Origin of the sequence: Kutzneria buriramensis (genome assembly GCF_003387475.1) — a bacterium.
GTDB classification, from domain to species: domain Bacteria; phylum Actinomycetota; class Actinomycetes; order Mycobacteriales; family Pseudonocardiaceae; genus Kutzneria; species Kutzneria buriramensis.
Window position 1 is genome coordinate 195,012 of the sequence record NZ_QUNO01000019.1, and the last position, 16,180, is coordinate 211,191.

At 70.4% G+C, this 16,180-nt stretch carries 13 protein-coding genes; 6 read left to right on the top strand and 7 right to left on the bottom strand.

The genetic code is table 11. The features are described 5' to 3' along the window. Positions 1-255: 255 nt before the first annotated feature. Together BCF44_RS43125 and BCF44_RS43130 are read right to left on the bottom strand one after the other, a co-directional pair. Positions 256-1,128, bottom strand: coding sequence for a MerR family transcriptional regulator (locus tag BCF44_RS43125; protein ID WP_116180290.1), 873 nt, complete (start codon positions 1,126-1,128; stop codon positions 256-258). A gap of 128 nt (positions 1,129-1,256) precedes the next feature. Beyond that, positions 1,257-1,877: a ferric reductase-like transmembrane domain-containing protein gene (locus BCF44_RS43130; RefSeq protein WP_246016142.1), complete on the bottom strand. Its 621-nt coding sequence runs from the start codon at positions 1,875-1,877 to the stop codon at positions 1,257-1,259. A gap of 733 nt (positions 1,878-2,610) precedes the next feature. On the opposite strand from BCF44_RS43130, the gene BCF44_RS43135 reads away from it, so the two are divergent. Together BCF44_RS43135 and BCF44_RS43140 are read left to right on the top strand one after the other, a co-directional pair. After that, positions 2,611-4,107 carry a sulfatase family protein gene (locus BCF44_RS43135; RefSeq protein ID WP_116180291.1) on the top strand — a complete coding sequence of 499 codons (1,497 nt, stop codon included), beginning with the start codon at positions 2,611-2,613 and terminating at the stop codon, positions 4,105-4,107. Between the two features lie 166 nt (positions 4,108-4,273). Then, on the top strand, positions 4,274-4,891 hold the full coding sequence (locus tag BCF44_RS43140) for a diguanylate cyclase/phosphodiesterase (protein ID WP_246016143.1): 618 nt from the start codon (positions 4,274-4,276) through the stop codon (positions 4,889-4,891). Positions 4,892-4,910: 19 nt separating this feature from the next. Here the strand turns inward: BCF44_RS43140 and BCF44_RS43145 are convergent, their stop codons facing one another. Continuing rightward, positions 4,911-6,044 (bottom strand): glutathione-independent formaldehyde dehydrogenase, encoded by a 1,134-nt coding sequence (locus BCF44_RS43145; protein ID WP_116180293.1) that lies wholly within the window; start codon positions 6,042-6,044, stop codon positions 4,911-4,913. Between the two features lie 169 nt (positions 6,045-6,213). Between BCF44_RS43145 and BCF44_RS43150 the strand changes: the two genes are divergently transcribed. Then, positions 6,214-6,807, top strand: a complete 594-nt coding sequence (locus BCF44_RS43150) for a cation efflux transmembrane domain-containing protein (protein ID WP_116180294.1) — start codon at positions 6,214-6,216, stop codon at positions 6,805-6,807. 26 nt (positions 6,808-6,833) lie between these two features. Here the strand turns inward: BCF44_RS43150 and BCF44_RS43155 are convergent, their stop codons facing one another. Continuing rightward, the gene (locus BCF44_RS43155; RefSeq protein WP_211353487.1) at positions 6,834-7,499 is read right to left on the bottom strand and encodes a cation diffusion facilitator family transporter; all 666 of its coding nucleotides are present in this window, start codon (positions 7,497-7,499) and stop codon (positions 6,834-6,836) included. After that, a complete protein-coding gene (locus BCF44_RS43160; protein WP_116180354.1) occupies positions 7,496-7,864 on the bottom strand; it encodes an ArsR/SmtB family transcription factor in 369 nt (122 codons plus the stop codon). The genes BCF44_RS43155 and BCF44_RS43160 overlap by 4 nt, the downstream gene beginning before the upstream one ends. 1,201 nt (positions 7,865-9,065) lie before the next feature. On the opposite strand from BCF44_RS43160, the gene BCF44_RS43170 reads away from it, so the two are divergent. Beyond that, positions 9,066-11,828, top strand: coding sequence for a cation-translocating P-type ATPase (locus tag BCF44_RS43170; protein ID WP_116180296.1), 2,763 nt, complete (start codon positions 9,066-9,068; stop codon positions 11,826-11,828). Here the strand turns inward: BCF44_RS43170 and BCF44_RS43175 are convergent. Next, positions 11,796-13,130, bottom strand: coding sequence for a diacylglycerol/lipid kinase family protein (locus BCF44_RS43175; protein WP_116180356.1), 1,335 nt, complete (start codon positions 13,128-13,130; stop codon positions 11,796-11,798). The genes BCF44_RS43170 and BCF44_RS43175 overlap by 33 nt on opposite strands. Before the next feature lie 173 nt (positions 13,131-13,303). On the opposite strand from BCF44_RS43175, the gene BCF44_RS43180 reads away from it, so the two are divergent. Both BCF44_RS43180 and BCF44_RS43185 read left to right on the top strand, forming a co-directional pair. Next, positions 13,304-13,954, top strand: a complete 651-nt coding sequence (locus tag BCF44_RS43180; RefSeq protein ID WP_116180297.1) for an HD domain-containing protein — start codon at positions 13,304-13,306, stop codon at positions 13,952-13,954. A gap of 46 nt (positions 13,955-14,000) precedes the next feature. Continuing rightward, entirely contained in the window at positions 14,001-14,435 is a 435-nt protein-coding gene (locus tag BCF44_RS43185) for a hypothetical protein (RefSeq protein WP_246016144.1), read from the top strand. Here BCF44_RS43185 and BCF44_RS43190 read toward each other — a convergent pair. Continuing rightward, positions 14,392-16,176 (bottom strand): SulP family inorganic anion transporter, encoded by a 1,785-nt coding sequence (locus BCF44_RS43190; RefSeq protein ID WP_246016145.1) that lies wholly within the window; start codon positions 16,174-16,176, stop codon positions 14,392-14,394. The genes BCF44_RS43185 and BCF44_RS43190 overlap by 44 nt on opposite strands. Between the last annotated feature and the right edge of the window lie 4 nt (positions 16,177-16,180).

Genomic DNA, 16,180 nt, shown 5'->3' on the forward strand with positions numbered 1-16,180 from the left:
GCCCGGCCCTGACCTGCGGATCCGGGCGACAGGCGCGTTACGGGCGGTGCTCGGGGGAGTGATGGCCGAGCGGGACGCGGTGGAACTCGTCCGGCGGGGCATCACCCGTGACGAACTCGCCCTGCTCGCCGAGGCCGACCGCCGGCTGGTCGAACGCGTCAACACGACGCGTGACGTCGACGCGGCCGGCCGGCGTCGAGCGGTCCGGGTCGTCACCGGCCTGCTGGACCGGGTCGCCCAGGTGCTGAGTGCCGCTCACACGGGGATGCCGCAGATCTCCGACACCACGTCCACCGCGCCCCGCAGCGAGCGGACCTGCCGCACCTCGGGCGGCACCGCCTCCGGCATCCAACCGGGACCGGCGACCACGACCGTCGTGTGACCGGACGCCAGCAGGTCGTCGAGCGGGACGAGGCCGGCCAGCGCGACGGTGTGCGCCCACACGACCGTCGCGGAAGGGCGAAGTTGATCGACGGCCTTGACCAGCGCCGGCGCGGGGACCCGCGGCCCCAGGCTCCGATGGGCGCAGCCCCGCTCCGACAGAACCGCCGCCAACGCGTCGAGGGGCAGAGTGTGCTGCTCGTCCGGGGCGCACGCGAGCAGCACCGGCAACCGGCCGCGCTCCTGCGCCGCCGGGATCTGCCGCAACGCGTGCTGGACGCTCGCGCTCGCCATGTGCTCGACCTCGATGGCCGACCCGTTCCCGAGTTCGACCAGCACCGGGGTGAACACCTGCTCCCACGCCGTGGCCACGTCGTGCTCGGCGATCAGCCGCCGGGCGAGGTCGCGCATCAGCGGGGCGTCCAGGCGTGCGGCCGCGCGGAGGAAGCCTCGCACCGCGGCCGCCGGTGCGAGCGGCTCGACGGCGGGGCCCGGGGACTGGGACTCCGCGGACTCGCCGCGGGCAATGGCGGCGGCCGCGGCCGTGCTCATGCCACTGGCGGTGAGCGCGACCATGCGGCGCAGCCGGCGCTCGTCGCCCTCGCTGTAGCGTCGGTGCCGCCCGTCCTCACGGACGGTCGGTCCCAGACCGTACCGACGGTCCCAGGTGCGCAGGGTGTTGGGCGAGACACCCAGCATGCGGGCCAACGCACCCGGGGTCCACTCCGGCTCCCCAGGACTGGTCATCGGCACCCGCCTCAGTGATTGCGCTCGTCACTGTCGGCCGGCAGTCTATCCCGAAATCGATCCGAAAACGATTCAGGCTGGGTGGTGTCCGGACGTCAGCAGGCGATGTCGCCGTCGTCCACGGTCGGCTATCCGCCGTTGAGCAGACCCGCGCCGACGAGGGTGCGACTGGGGATGACGCGCAGGACGGTGAGCACGGCGGTCGGGATCAGCACGGTCAGCCCGGCCAGCCAGAGGATCTCCAGGTGTCCGTTGGCGATTGCGCCCAGCCACGAGTGCACGATGATCAGCGCAACCGCGGGGTAGGCGGTCTGGTGCAGGCGCAACCACCGCCGGTAGACGAAGAATCTGACCAGCCCGGTCGAGATCATGATGGCCGCCATCACCTCGACGCCGACGATACCGAGCGCCCAGCGCAACTGGCCCCCGCCGACCAGCGGCACGAGGACGTTGATCCATCCGAACGTCTCGTCGGAGTCGGTGAGAAAGAGAAAGCTGGCCGTGTGTATGCCGCCGAACGCGAGGGCGAAGGTCGCCAGCACCATGTGCGTGCTGCGGACGGCCTGTCGGCCCGTGAGCTTCGCCACCCACCCCGTGGCGGTGAAGATTCCCCACACCAGGGTCATGCAGGTCAACGCGTAGGACAGCCTGGCGTTGAGCTGGGCGACCTGGCGCACGCCGGTGTCGTGCGGGGAGTGCACTGCTGGTGAGGTGATCAACTGGGTCAGGGCGGTCAACTGCGGCGACACTTGAGTTCCTCCCGGATGGTCGCATGAGCGCGGCCGCGTCGATCGAGATGGCGCGGTTCGCACTCGGGTCGATCGAACGGCCGGCGGTCGGACGTCACTTCTTGTCGGCCCGGTCGAGCGGCTGCCGAGAATTTCGGCTTGCCTGGGATTCATCTCGGGACGACCGGGTTGCGGCTCTACTACGACGACGCGATCTCGACGGTTCATCGACCGTTCTCGTCGCCGCAGGTTTTCGGTGTGTCGACCGGTCGGTGCCGGCAATAGTGCGATCCCCGGCGCGGGGATCGGCTCCGACTGCCGTTGGGTGACAGTTTCTCGACTCGCCCTCGGACGACTCCGCTGAGCGGCCACGGCGGGGGTGTCGACAGCGTCCGCCCGCGCGTCCGAACCGCCGTCGACGGCGTGGAAGATGGCGGCGTCCAGGGCTGGTTGGCCGGATCGGGCAGGGCCATTGGGCTCTGCCGGCCGATGCCCACGTGCCCTGTCCGGCATCGACCTAGGCGTGTGATCTTCACTCCCGAATGCGAGGTCGGGCCCGTGGGCGGCCCGAAGGGTGATGACACGACAGGGTTTTCGTGAATTCACGTTCGTGTGCCGACCCGAAGCGTTCATACGGCAGCCGAATTGCGTGACGTGGCGCGTGGAATTGGTGCTTGCCCGGCCGGGGGCAATAGACCTGTGCCGGTTCCCGGATCATCAGCGCTGCTTCAGGCTGGCTCGCTACGTTCCGCACATGAGCGCAAACGGATTAGCTCGCAGCCGATGGGCCGTTGCCGCGACCGCGTTGGCTCTCGTCACCACTGCCTGCGCGTTGCCCGGAGCCCGGGCGGCGTCGAACGCCGGCCATGCCAAACCGAACATCGTGTTCGTGCTGACCGACGACCTGGCCACCAACCTCGTCCAGTACATGCCGCACGTGCAGGCGCTGGCCAAGGCCGGAACGTCCTTCAGCAACTACACCGTCACCGACTCGCTGTGCTGCCCGTCCCGGTCGTCGCTGTTCTCCGGGCGGTTCCCGCACGACACCGGCATCTACACCAACGGCGGCAACGACGGCGGCTTCGGCACCTTCCACGCCAGGGGCGAGGAGAAGGACACCGTCGCCACCTCGTTGCAGCAGGCCGGCTACCGCACCGGCATGATGGGCAAGTACCTCAACGGCTACCAGCCCGCGTCCACTCTGGACGGTCAGGCCGACTACGTCCCGCCGGGCTGGTCGACCTGGGACGTCGCCGGCGACGGCTATCCCGAGTTCAACTACGACCTGAACGAGAACCACAAGGTGGTGCACTACGGCAGCCAGCCGAAGGACTACCTCACCGACGTGCTCAGCGGCAAGGCGTCGGACTTCATCACCTCGTCCGCGACCGCGCATTCGCCGTTCTTCCTCGAGGTGGCGACCTTCGCGCCGCATGCGCCGTACACGCCCGCGCCGGCCGACGCCAACTCGTTCCCCGGGCTGACGGCGCCGGAAGGGCCGGCCTACGACACGCTGCCCACGGATCCGCCGGCCTGGCTGGCCGGCCGCGCTCCGTTGACGGCGCAGGAGCAGCAGAACATCGACACCAGCTTCCGCAAGCGGGTGCAGGCGGTGCAGGCCGTCGACCGGATGATCGCCTCGATCGAGCACACGCTGTCGACGGCGGGTGTCGCCGGCGACACCGACATCGTGTTCAGCTCCGACAACGGCTACCACATGGGCGAATACCGGCTCAATCCCGGAAAGATGACGGCGTTCGACACCGACGTCAACGTGCCGCTCATCGTCTCCGGACCAGGTGTGCCGGCCGGTCGCACGTCCAGCGCGCCGGTCGAGAACATCGACCTGCGGCCGACCTTCGCCGACCTGGCGGGGGCGAATACGCCGACCGACGTCGACGGGCACACGTTGGCCCGGCTGCTGACGGACGACAACCCGGCCGATTGGCGCACTGCCGCGTTGATCGAGCACCACGGACCGGACACCAATCCCGACGACCCGGACTTCCCGGCAGCCAACAGCGGTAACCCGACCAGCTACGAGGCGCTGCGCACCGCGGCCTACACCTATGTGGAGTACAGCGACGGCGGGACCGAGTACTACGACCGGCGATCCGATCCGCACGAGCTGCACAACACCGTGAAGCAGCTGCCGGCCGCGACGCTGACGGCCCTGCACGACGATCTGCGAGCGATGACCGCCTGTCACGGCCAGGTCTCTTGCTGGCACGCGGCTCACTTGGCGCACTGAATCCGAACCGGTGCGTGGTCGGCGTCGACAATCCGCCGGCCACGCACGGCGCGTCGTTCGCGGAGCCGGGCGGCGTCCGCGCTGGACGCGTGCCCCACCTCGTCCGCGACTGATGCAGAACTACGTTGGTGTGGCGTCACACCGGTCGGGGTAGCCGGTGGCGGTGATGAGGCAACCACTGCGTGCGCTGCGCCAGGTCGTCACGAGCCGGCCCGTGATGCGGATTCCGGATCGGGCCAGTGACGTCGAGAGTGCCACGCTGCGCTATCTGCTGTACGTGCTGCTGCCCGCGTGGTTCGCGCCAGGCGTCCTGGACTGGTGGCAGCACCGCCGCACGGACATCGAGCACACCGCCGGCGTCAAGGAATCGGCGATTCACCTGTTGATGATGGCCGAGGTGGGTGTGCCGATCACGCTGGTGCTGCTGTGCGAGGTCAACCCGGCGGTGCTGACGGCGATGGCCGTGGCGGTGGCCGCGCACGAGGCGACCGCCCTGTGGGACGTGAAGACGGCGGTCGACAGCGGGCGCGAGGTGCGGCCGATCGAGCAGCACATCCACAGCTTCCTGGAGTCGCTGCCGTTCATGGGCACGGCGGCGATCGCCTGTCTGCACTGGAAACAGGTCCGCGAGCTGGTGAAGGCTGATGGCGCGTGGCGGTTCCAGTGGAAGAAGAACCCGTTGCCGAGCAACTACCTCACGGGTGTCGCGGCGGCGATCGCCGGCCTGATCGCGTTGCCGTACGGGGAGGAGCTGTTGCGGTGCCTGCGGGCCAGGCTCCGCTGAGCCCGGCCCGCGCGACCGCTCACGGGTGCAGCACCACCTTCGTCCAGCCGTCCTCGCGCCGGTCGAACCGCTCGTAGGCCTCGGCCGCCTGATCGAGGGTCAGCTCGTGGGACACCAGGAACGAGGGCTTCGCCTTCCCCGCGGCGATCAGGTCGCGCAGCTGGCGGTTGTACCGCTTCACGTTGGCCTGCCCCGAGCCCATCCGCAGGCCCTTCTGGAAGAACAGGCCCATGTCGAACGCGATCCGGCCGTCCTTGCTCAGCTCGTCGGGACCGCCGGGGTCCTGCGGGACGAAGACGCCGACCACGCCGATCGCGCCCGTCGCCCGCACCGACTGGACGAGGCTGTTCATGGTCGTGTTCGGCCGTTCCTGGCCGGCGGGATCGTGGGCCTGCCAGCCGACGCACTCGCAGCCCTTGTCCGCACCCTCGCCGCCCGTCAGGCCCAGCACGGCCTCCACCGCGTCGACGGCCGACTGGTCCACCGGGATCGCCCCGATCGACTCGCCCAGCGCCAGCCGGTCGGGCTGGTGGTCGACCAGCATCACCTTGCTGGCCCCGCGCAGCTGTGCCGAATACGCGGCCATCAGCCCGACCGGACCGGCGCCCCACACCACGACGGAGTCGCCGGGCTCGACCTGCGCCAGTTCCGTGGCGTGGTAGCCGGTGGGCCAGATGTCGGCTAGCATCACGTAGTCGTTCTGCTTCTCGATCGCGTCCGGCGGCAGCCGCAGGCAGTTGAAGTCGCCGTAGGGCACGCGCAGCAGCTCGGCCTGGCCGCCGCTGTAGGGGCCCATCGACGCGTAGCCGTACGCGCCGCCGGCGAAGCCGGGGTTGACCGTCAGACAGAAGCCGGTGAAGCCGCGCTCGCAGTTCTTGCAGAATCCGCAGGCGATGTTGAACGGCAGGCACACCTGGTCGCCGACCTTGACCCGGTCCACCGCCGGCCCGACCTCGATCACCTCGCCGAGGTTCTCGTGGCCGAGGACCTTGCCTTCCTCCACGTCGGTGCGGCCCTCGTACATGTGCAGGTCGGAGCCGCAGATGTTGGTGCTGGTGACGCGCACCAGCACGTCGGTCGCCTTCTCGATCCGCGCGTCGGGCACGTCCTTGACGGCCACCTGGCGCGGTCCTTCGTATACCAGTGCTCGCATGCGTTCGGCGTACCCGCGTCGTCGGTGCGAAAACGTCGGCGCCACCCGCCCGCCGCACCAGGTTCGACGAGCACCGCTCGACGGCACCGGCCCAGCGCTCCCGGCGGCTGATCGGCTCACCGACCGTCCCCTGGGCCGGCCCGAACGGTCCGATGTGGTTGGCTGACGCGTGGACAATGAGGCGCTGCTGGTCCGCCGTGGGTTCGTCTTGGAGTACGTCACGCTGGGCTGGAACGTGGTCGGCATCGTCGTGCTCGCCGTCACCGCGATCGCCGCGCGCTCGGTCGCGCTGGCCGGCTTCGGCCTGGACTCGCTGATCGAGATCGGCGCGTCGATCGTCGTGGTGTGGGAGCTGTCGGACACGCACCGCCAGCGCCAGCGACGTGCGTTGCAGCTGATCGGCGTCGCGTTCGCTCTACTGGCGCTCTACCTGGCCGCGCAGTCCACAGTGGTGTTGGTCAACGGCGACCGTCCCGGGCACAGCCCGGGAGGTATCGCGTGGACCGCGCTCACCGCCGTCGTGATGTTCACGCTCGCCGCCGGCAAGGCCCGCACCGGGGCGGCGCTGGACAACCCGGTGCTGCGCACCGAGGGGCGGGTCACCCTCGTCGACGGCATCCTGGCCGCGGCCGTCCTGGTCGGGCTCGTGCTCAACGCCGCCCTGGGATGGTGGTGGGCCGACCCCGTCGCCGGCTACGTCCTGGTCTTCTACGCCGCCCGCGAGGTCTACGCGATCTTCTTCGCCCGGTCGGACGAGAACTGACCGGCCGGCGCCACCGCGGTGGGCGCTCAGCAGCAGCCGTCACCGCGCCAGGACTCGACGCCCTCCCACACCGCCAGCCCGGCGATGCCCAGTCCGACCACCGGGTCCAGCCACCACCAGCCGAACGCGACATTGGCCAGCAGGCCCACCAGCACCGCCGCCGCCAGGTACGCGCACAGCAGGTTCTGGGCTCCCTCACCGCTGGTCGCCCCCGAACCCAGCCGGCCACCCAGGCGCTTCTTCGCCACGCCCAGCAGTGGCATCACGATCAAGCTGGCGATCGACAGGCCGATGCCCAGCCAACTGATGCCCGCGTGATCGCCGGCGACCAGGGTTGTGACCGCGTCGTAGGCGATGTAGGGGGCCAGCAGGAAGAACGTGACCGCGACGGCCTTCCGCGCGCGGGCCTCGGCGGTCTCGGACAGGGTGCGGGCGCCGGTGAATCGCCAGACGACGATCATGCTGGCCAGTCCTTCGATGGCGGAGTCCAGGCCGAAGCCCAGCAGCGCGACCGAGCCGGCCAGGACCGCCGCGACGATGGCCACCGTGCCCTCGGCGGCCATGTAGGCCAGCGACAACCAGGACAGCAGCCGAGCCTGCCGGGCGTCGCGGCGCCAGTTCTCGTCTCGCCGCACCGGTGCGGCCGCGCAGCAGTCGACCTGGTCCTGGACCGGCTGGTCGGCGGTGCTCACGACGGGTCCTCCTCGCAGCAGGCGTCGATGCCGTACGTGGGGCACAGCGCGACGGCCTTGCCGGTGGCGGCCAGCACCGGCTCGGCGGCGGCGAGGATGTCGATCACGGTCGGCTGGGCCAGCCGGAACAGCGAAGCCCGGCCCTGTGGCAGGGAATCGACCAGGCCGCAGTCGCGCAGGCAGGCCAGGTGCTTGGAGACCGTGGACTGCGCCAGCCCCAGCGTGGCGACCAGGTCGACCACCCGAGCCGGTCCACCGGCGAGTTGACGCAGGATCGCCAGTCGAGCGGGGTCGCCGAGCGACCGGAACAACGCCGCTGCCGGCGCCAGTTCGACCCGCTGTACCTCAAGATCGGGGGATGTCATCGCCACTGGGCGATATTAGCGCCATGTACGCGCCGTCCGCTGCGAGCGGACGTCACTGCTGGTCGGAAGCGGTGAGTGATGCATAATCGAACGTATGATCGATAGCTCGGCGGCGGGTAGAGACTTCGGGTACGTGTTGCGGACGTCAGATCCGCACGTCGAGTGCTTGAACGGCCATCGCCTCGGGCTTGCCGGGTCGGTCCGCTACTTCAGCCATGGCCTGAATCTGCACGCGACGGCGTGCGTGCTGTGCACCGAGCTAAGTCTGGACCGTCCGGCGTGGTTCGCTGTCGATCACACCGTGGTGCGGCGAGCCGGCGAGGCGCCGCCACGGCTCCAACTCGGGGTCGAGTTCGTCATGTACCCGCCGCGTGCGACCGGAGGGGTTGGTGAGTTTCGGCTGCACTTCGAGCAGAAGCCGGCGGCACGGGTTCGGGTGCAGATGTGCGCGGTCGACCGGCGAGGTGTCATCGCCCTGGTGGAGGTGAAGCCGTCGCATCGGCGTCGGCGGATGGCGACTGTGCTTGTCGCATGCGTGCTGGCTCGTGGTCCAGGGTTCGCCTGGTCGACAGTGACAGTGCCGGCGGATGCTCCGGCGCGGGCGTTCTGCGCGTCGCTGGCCGCGCAGCACGAACCTCGGTTCGGGGAGCCGGGCTACTGCTCGCACATGTTGCGCGCAAATGGGGAGTGCGGCTGAGCGTCCGGCGGCCGGTCTACTGCCTGCTTTGGGTGGCTGCGGGGCCGACGGGCAGCGCGGGCTTGACACTGACCATCGTCCGCAAAGGACGGCGGCTCGGCAGGACCGCCACTGCCACTCGATTGCGAGCGCAGCGATGGCGCCGACCTCGAATCCGACGGCATCGCGTAGAAAACCTTCGTGGGGGGAGTGAATACGTCGCCGCGCGGCGCTTCGCTGGCCAGGACTTGGTTGAAGTTCGACACTATGCCTGTCGGACGCCGGAGTCGTGGATTGCTGGCCTTCACTGTCAAATGGTGAAGCGCCACAGGGAATGTGTGCATTGCGAGCGTCGCCTATGGGATGCGAGGGTGGCGCGGCCACACGGTTCTGATCCGCACCGGGTGAAGCGCTGCCACCTCCGAGCCGCCGAGACTGACCGCGGGCAGGAAGCGTTCACCACCCTCATCCACGAGCCGGCCTCCGGCGCGCCCCTGGGGATGAGCCTCGCAGGCAGGACACGACATGCATGACTTCGGTTCACCTGTCGGAGACGCCGACAGGGGCACTCCCGCGTGGCACGCTCGGCCGGCCGAGGACGTCGCCGAGCAGCTGTTCGTCGATCCGGAACGTGGCCTCGACACTGCCGAGGCCACGCGCCGGCTGGCCGAGTACGGGCCCAACGAGATGGCGACCGATCCGCCACCGAACATGTGGGCGGTCGCCCGGGGTCAGGTGGCCAACCCCATGAACATCATGCTGCTGATGGTCTGCGTCGCCAGTTTCGCGATCGGGCAGGTGCCGACGGGTCTGGTCGTGCTGGGCCTGGTGACGTTCAACGTGGTCATGGGCACCAGCCAGGAGCTGAAGGCCCACGCCAGTGTCGAGGCGCTGGCGCAGGTCCAGGTTCCCCGCGCCCGGGTTCGCCGCTCGGGAAAGGTCGTGGAGGTCGAATCCACCAAGCTGGTGCCGGGCGACATCGTGCTGCTGGAGGCCGGTGACGTCGTTCCCGCCGACGGGCGGATCATCTCGTCGGTGGCGCTGGAGACGCAGGAAGCCGCGCTCACCGGCGAGAGCACGCCGGTGGCCAAGGACGCCACGACCTTGTCCGAGGGGGAGACGGAGCTCGGCGACCGCACGAATCTGGCGTTCCAGAGCACGCAGGTCACCCGGGGCACGGCGACGGTCGTGGTCACCGCGACCGGCAGGGCCACCGAAATGGGGCGGATCGCCGGCATGGTCACGGCGACGCGGCGGGCCCGGTCGCCACTGCAACGCGAGCTCGACGGGATGACCAAGGTGTTCGGGGTCGTCGCGTGGCTGTCGGTGGCATTGATCGCCGTCGTCGGCGTCGCACGGGGACAGCAGCTCGGCACCCTCCTGCTGCTGTGCGTGTCCACCGCGATCTCGGCGATACCCACCGGACTGCCGACCTTCGTGCAGGCGATGCTGTCGTCCGGCGCGCGGCGCCTGGCCGAGTCCAAGGCGGTGGTCACGTCGCTCGCCGATGTCGAGACCCTTGGCGCGACGACGGTCATCAACACCGACAAGACCGGCACGCTGACACTGAACGCGATGACGGTCACCACGATGCAGGCCGGCGGTGAGTGGTACCGGATCGAGGGCCCCGGCTATCGGAAGACCGGTGCGATTCTGGGCGTGGCAGGGGCGCGGCCGCCGGACTTCCGGCGCCTGGCCCTCGGGCTGGCGCTGTGCACCGATGCCACCGTCGCCGACGACGGGACGGTGATCGGGGACCCCACCGAAGCGGCGTTGGTGGTGCTGGCCGCGAAGATGGGCGTCGACGCGGTCGAGACGCGGGAGGCGATGCCGCGGCGCGCCGAGGTCCCGTTCGACTCCACGTACAAGTTCATGGCGACGTTCCACGACCGTTCGGGCCTGCTGGCCGGCGGCATCCTGCGCAAGCCGCACTTCGTCACGGTGAAGGGCGCCCCGGAGGTCGTGCTGGCACGCTGCGATCGAGCACTGTGGCGCGGTCTCGAGGTCCCGATCGACGTTGCCCGCCGGGATGTCGAGGCCGCGAACCGGCAGCTCTCCGAGCGTGGACTTCGGGTGCTCGCGTTCGCCGCCCGCGATCTCGACGCCGCCAGGATGCCCGCGACGCTGGCCGATCCCATGGGCGCGGTCGGCGGCCTCGTCTTCGTGGCACTCGTCGGGATCGTGGACCCACTCCGCCCCGAGGCCAAGCGGGCGGTGGACGTCGCCCTGGCCGCCGGGATCGACATGCGGATGATCACCGGCGACCACGCCGTCACGGCCCGCGCGATCGCCGACGAGCTCGGCCTCGGCCCCGGCGTCGTCACCGGCGCCGAGCTGCACCGGCTCGGCGACGACGAGCTGGTGCGCAGGCTTCCCGACCTGCATGTCTTCGGGCGCGTGGCGCCGGAGGACAAGTTGCGGCTGGTGCGACTGATGCAGGAGTCGGGGGAGGTCGTGGCGATGACGGGCGACGCCGTCAACGACGCGGCCGCGCTGAAGCAGGCCGACGTCGGCGTCGCCATGGGCAGCGGTTCGGAGGTGTCGAAGCAGGCGGCGAAGATCGTGCTGACCGATGACAACTTCGCCACCCTCGTGCGGGCCGTCGACCTGGGGCGCGACATCTACCGGCGGATCTCCTCCTACGTCCGGCTGCAACTGACGATCTTGTCGTCGGTGCTGCAGCTGATGGTGTACGCCACCGTCCTCGACATCAACCGGGGCGTCGCCCTGTTCCCGCTCCAGCTGTTGTTCTGCAAGTTCTTCGTGGTGATCACGGTGGTGATCGGGTTCATCGTCGACGTTCCCGATCCCGGCGTGATGCGAATGCCGCCGCGCCGGCCCGGGACGACGATCGTCAACCGGCCGCAGGTCGTCCGCTGGCTCGTCAGCGGGTTCGTGCTCGCCGGTCTCGCCCTTGCCGTGCTCGTCTGGGGACCCGACACGCCGAGCACCACGCAGCCGTCCGTCTCGATGACGATGGTCTTCGCGATCATCTCGCTCAGCGCGGTCAACATCGGCCTGGTCATGCGCCGTGAACGCCAGGCGCCGTGGTCGCCTCCGGTGTTCCCGTACCTGGGTTGGATCGTCCTCGGCTGGCTGCTCACGTGGGCGGCCGTCGAACTGACCATGTTCCAGCGCCTGCTCAGCACCGTCTCGCTGAGCGGAGCGCAGTGGACGGTCGTGATCGCGCTGTCGCTCATCGTGCCGGCCGGTGTCGGTGTCGACAGGGCAATCCAGCTGTCGCGATCCTCGCGGTCAACTCGGCCGGCCGCCCAGCACACGGAGTAGCGCGACGACCGTGGCCCACGTTCCGGACGGCAGTGTCGCCGCCGGGGACGTGCCCGGTGCGTCGCGGGGTACGCGGACCCGCAGTGCGTCAGGCAGGATCCGGAAACGCAGCGGAGGCGCGAGCCACGTCGCTTCGCCGTCGATGCTCGCCTCGATCAGGGGGCGCCCGGAGTCCACCACGAACTCCGGCGCCGACCACGACACGTAGCCGGGGAATCGTGAGATCCTGCCCGCCAGCTCGGCCGAGATCAGCGCCGGCACCTGCGCGGCTCGGTTCGCCGTCACGGTGACGATGCCGAGCGTTCCGGCGTCGAGGCGCTGCCGGGTGCCGAACCCGCTCAGGTGCTCCAGCCGGTACGGGTTGTTGGAGACGAGCACGAGATCGGCCGACTCGCGACGGGTTCCGTCGGGCAGGGCGAATCGCAGATCCGGGCGTTGCGCGTCCGGACCGAGCAGATCGGGCAACTGCCGCACCACCGTCGCCGCTTTGGCGTCTCGGTAGGCGGGGGACTGGACAGCGGTCGCGAAGACCCCCAGCGAGACGTTGTTGACGAAGACCCGCTCGTCGAGCTCGGCCAGGTCGACGCGCCGTTCGACGGCGTCGCCGAACGCGGCCAGCGCTGCGGGCACGTCGTCGCGGTCCAGCCCGAGGTCGAGCGCGAAGTGGTTCCGGGTGCCCGCAGGGACGCAGACGAACGCCACGCCGTGCCGGCGTGCCACGTCGGCGACCATTGCCTGGGATCCGTCGCCACCTGCCATTCCGAGCACGTCCGCACCGTTTGCGACCGCCTGCTCGGCCAACGCCCGCAGGTCGTCGCCCGGCCGCAGTTCGACGGGCTCGACCCCGAGGGCGCGGGCCTTGGCGGCCAGGCCGAACCGGCTGGCCTTCCCGCCGCCGGAGCGTGGGTTCATCAACAGGACGCCATGGCGCGCCGGCGCGGTCCGGCTGACGGCACGGGCGGGTGTGTGCCCCAATGCGGCCCTGGTCGCGCCCGCGGACAGCGCGACCAGGACGGCCACCACCAGGACCCACAGGTACGCGCGCAGGTCCGGCAGGGCAGCGGTGGCGGCCAGCGCCAGCACGGCGATCGCGGCGGCCGGAATACGGCGCCATCCCCGACGGACCAGCGCCGCCCACGCGGCGGCGATCGCGCAGCCGACGAGCAGGACGGCGGCGATCAACTCGAGCGGATCGCGCAACAGCACGGAAACCGTGAGGACGAGCGGCGCGACACCGGTGGCCAGCGCGACCAGCGCGAAACCGCGCCGTGCCGCAGGGGAGCGAACCACGTACCGGGCCATCACCACACCACCCTCCTGCCGGCGGCCAACACTGTTCCCGAGCCCGCCGCGGCGGGCTTCACCCGGCGCGGGCGAGGCTTGGAGCCTGTCCGGCGTGGCTTCGTCGCGCGAGGCGCCTGATTCACCCGGCCGGGATGAGCAGCGGGCCGTGGCGGCGTCCTAGCGTCGGGCACATGGAGGAGCCTCAGGGCCCGACGGTCTCACCGGGTGGCGCGGAACCGTCGGCGACATTCCTGCCCTCGCTGGAGGAATGGGCCCGGTCGACAGCGGGCCGGCTACTGGCGGAGCTGCCGCGGAGATGGGCGCACAGCCAGGGTGTGGCGCGCAAGGCCGAAGACGTCGCCCTCGCCCTCGAACCCGCGGACCGGCCAATGCTGATCGCCGCGGCGTGGTTGCATGACATCGGATATGCCGCCGTGCTGCGGAAGTGCGGATTGCACCCGCTCGACGGCGCGCGCTACCTCGCCGCGCTCGGTGTCCCCGGCAGGGTATGCGGACTGGTGGCCCATCACTCGGGAGCGGCATCGGTCGCCGCGCTGATGGGCCTTGGCCACCAGCTCGCGGAGTTCCCGGACGAACGCGGCCCGGTCCGGGACGCGCTGTGGTACTGCGACCTGACCACGAGCCCCGACGGCCTGCCCGTCTCGTTACGGACTCGGACGGTGGAGCTGTGCGCACGGCGGGGTCCCGACGATCCCGTGGTGCGGGCGCTGGCGGACAACGGTGCGGAGCGGGCGGGTGCGGTTCGCCGGACCGAGTCGCTGTTGTGTCCCGTCCTGTCCGGCCAGAACAGGGACTCGGGACATGGCCGACGAAACGGCTGAGCGGACTGCCGGGCGGCGCCGGGCTTCGGGAATCTACGGGTCGATCGTGACCGCGGCCACCCTGACCGCGGCGGGCGGGCAGTTGCCCACTCTGCCCCTCGCGGTCGCGGTCGTGGTCACGCTCCTGGTCTACTGGACAGCCGAGGAATACGCGGAACTGCTGGGCGAGCACGTCGACGACGGCAAGTTACCCGGGATGGCGCAGATCTCCGCGGAACTGCGCAGGACCTGGCCCATGGTGACCGCGTCCTACGGCCCGCTCGCCGCGCTCCTGCTGGTTCGGTTGGCGGGCGCCTCACCGGTGACCGCGGCCAACGCAGGGCTGGCCGTCGCGGTAATGCTGTTGGTGTACCACGCGTGGTCGGCGGCGCGGGTCGCCCGGCTGCGGGGGCCGGCGCTGATCGGGGCGACCTGTGCGGCCGGGCTGCTCGGCGTCGTCATGATCCTGCTGAAGAACCTCGTTCTGGTTCACCTGCACTGAAGGGAATCCAGTCGGTGTTCCGCTCCTCGCGGAACGCGGCGACGGCGGAGTCGATGGTGGGGTAGAAATGGGCGGGATCGAGGGCACGGGTCAGCTGGTAGCGGTCGATCTTGCGCCGCACCGGATCCTTCAGCTCGGCGAGCACCAGGTGGGCGCCGCGCTTGTTGAGCTCCTCGGCGAGGTCGCGCAGCATGTCGGCCGCAGTGGTGTCCACATCGGTCACCGGCTCGGCGGCCACGACGATCCAGTGGGGCGCGGGGCTTGTCGCCGCCAGCCGGCGGATCTCGTCGCGGAACGTCTTGGCGTTGGCGAACATCAGCGGCGCGTCGAACCGGAAGATCACCAGGCCGGGCAGCCGGAGCGCGCGCGGGTAGGAGCGCACGTCGTGGAAGCCGGGCAGGTTCTCGACCTTGCCGAGCACCGTCTGGTAAGGACGCCAGGCGTGCCGGAACACGTTCAGGATCGACAGGCCCACCGCGATCGCGATCCCGGGCAGCACACCCAGCAGGGCGACTCCGGCCAGTGCGGCGGCCGACAGCGAGAACTCGGTGCGTCGCTGCCGCCACAGCCGCGCTGTTCCCGGCACGTCGGCCAACGACAGCGCCGCGGTGATCACGATCGCGGCGAGTACGGGCTGGGGAAGGTTCCGGAACAGCCCGGGCACGAAGACGATCGTCACCGTGATCAGCGCGGCGCCGACGACTCCGGCCAGCTGGGTCCGCGCCCCGGCCTGCTGGGCGACCGCGGTCCGCGAGCCGCTGGTGCTGACGGGAAACCCCTGGAAGAGCCCGGCCGCCAGGTTCGCCGCTCCGATTCCGGCCATCTCCCGGTTGCCGTGGATCTCCTGCCCGGTGCGCACGGCGAACGCCGAGGCCGTGGAGATCGTGTCCGCCAGCGACACCACCGCGATGCCCAGCGCTCCGGCGAACAGCGGCCCGAGATCCGAGAGGCGCACGTCCGGGATGGTCAGCGGTGGAAAGCCGCCCGGCAGGACACCGACCAGCTGCACGCCGTGCGCTGCCAGGTCGAACAGCGGCGCCGCGGCGATCGCGAGCAGGACGACGACCAGGACTGCGGGGATCTTGCGCAGCCAGTGTTGCAGCACCAGGATCGCCGCGATGCCGCAGACTCCCACCGCGGCGGCCGCGCCGACCACCTCGCCGCCGGCGATTCCCCGCGCCACGGCGCCGATCTCGGCCATGAGACCGTCCGCCTCGACGCTGAACCCACACAGCTTGGGCAACTGGCCCACCACGATGGTGAGCGCCAGCCCGTTGAGGTACCCGATCATCGTGGGCTTCGAGATGAGATCGGCGATGAAACCGAGCTTCGCCACCGCCGCGACGAGCATGATGGCCCCGACCGTGATCGCCAGCATCGACGCGAGCGCGACGGCGCGCGCCGGATCGCCGCGAGCCGCGCCCAGCGGCAGGATCGTCGCGGCGATCATCGGCCCGAGCGCGGAATCCGGACCCAGCACGAGGATCCGCGACGGTCCGAACACCGCGTAGCCCAGCAGACACAGGATGGACGTGTACAACCCGGTGATCGCGGGGAGCCCGGCGAGTTCCGCGTAGGCCATGCCCTGCGGCACCAGCAGCGTCGTGAGGACGACACCCGCGACGACGTCCTTGGCCAGCCAGCTGCGCCGGTAGGACCTGATCTGCCGCAGACCGGGGATCCACTGGGACATGGCCAATCCCTTCAGCGGACGGACGGTGGTGACCATGCTAGCCGGCACGCCC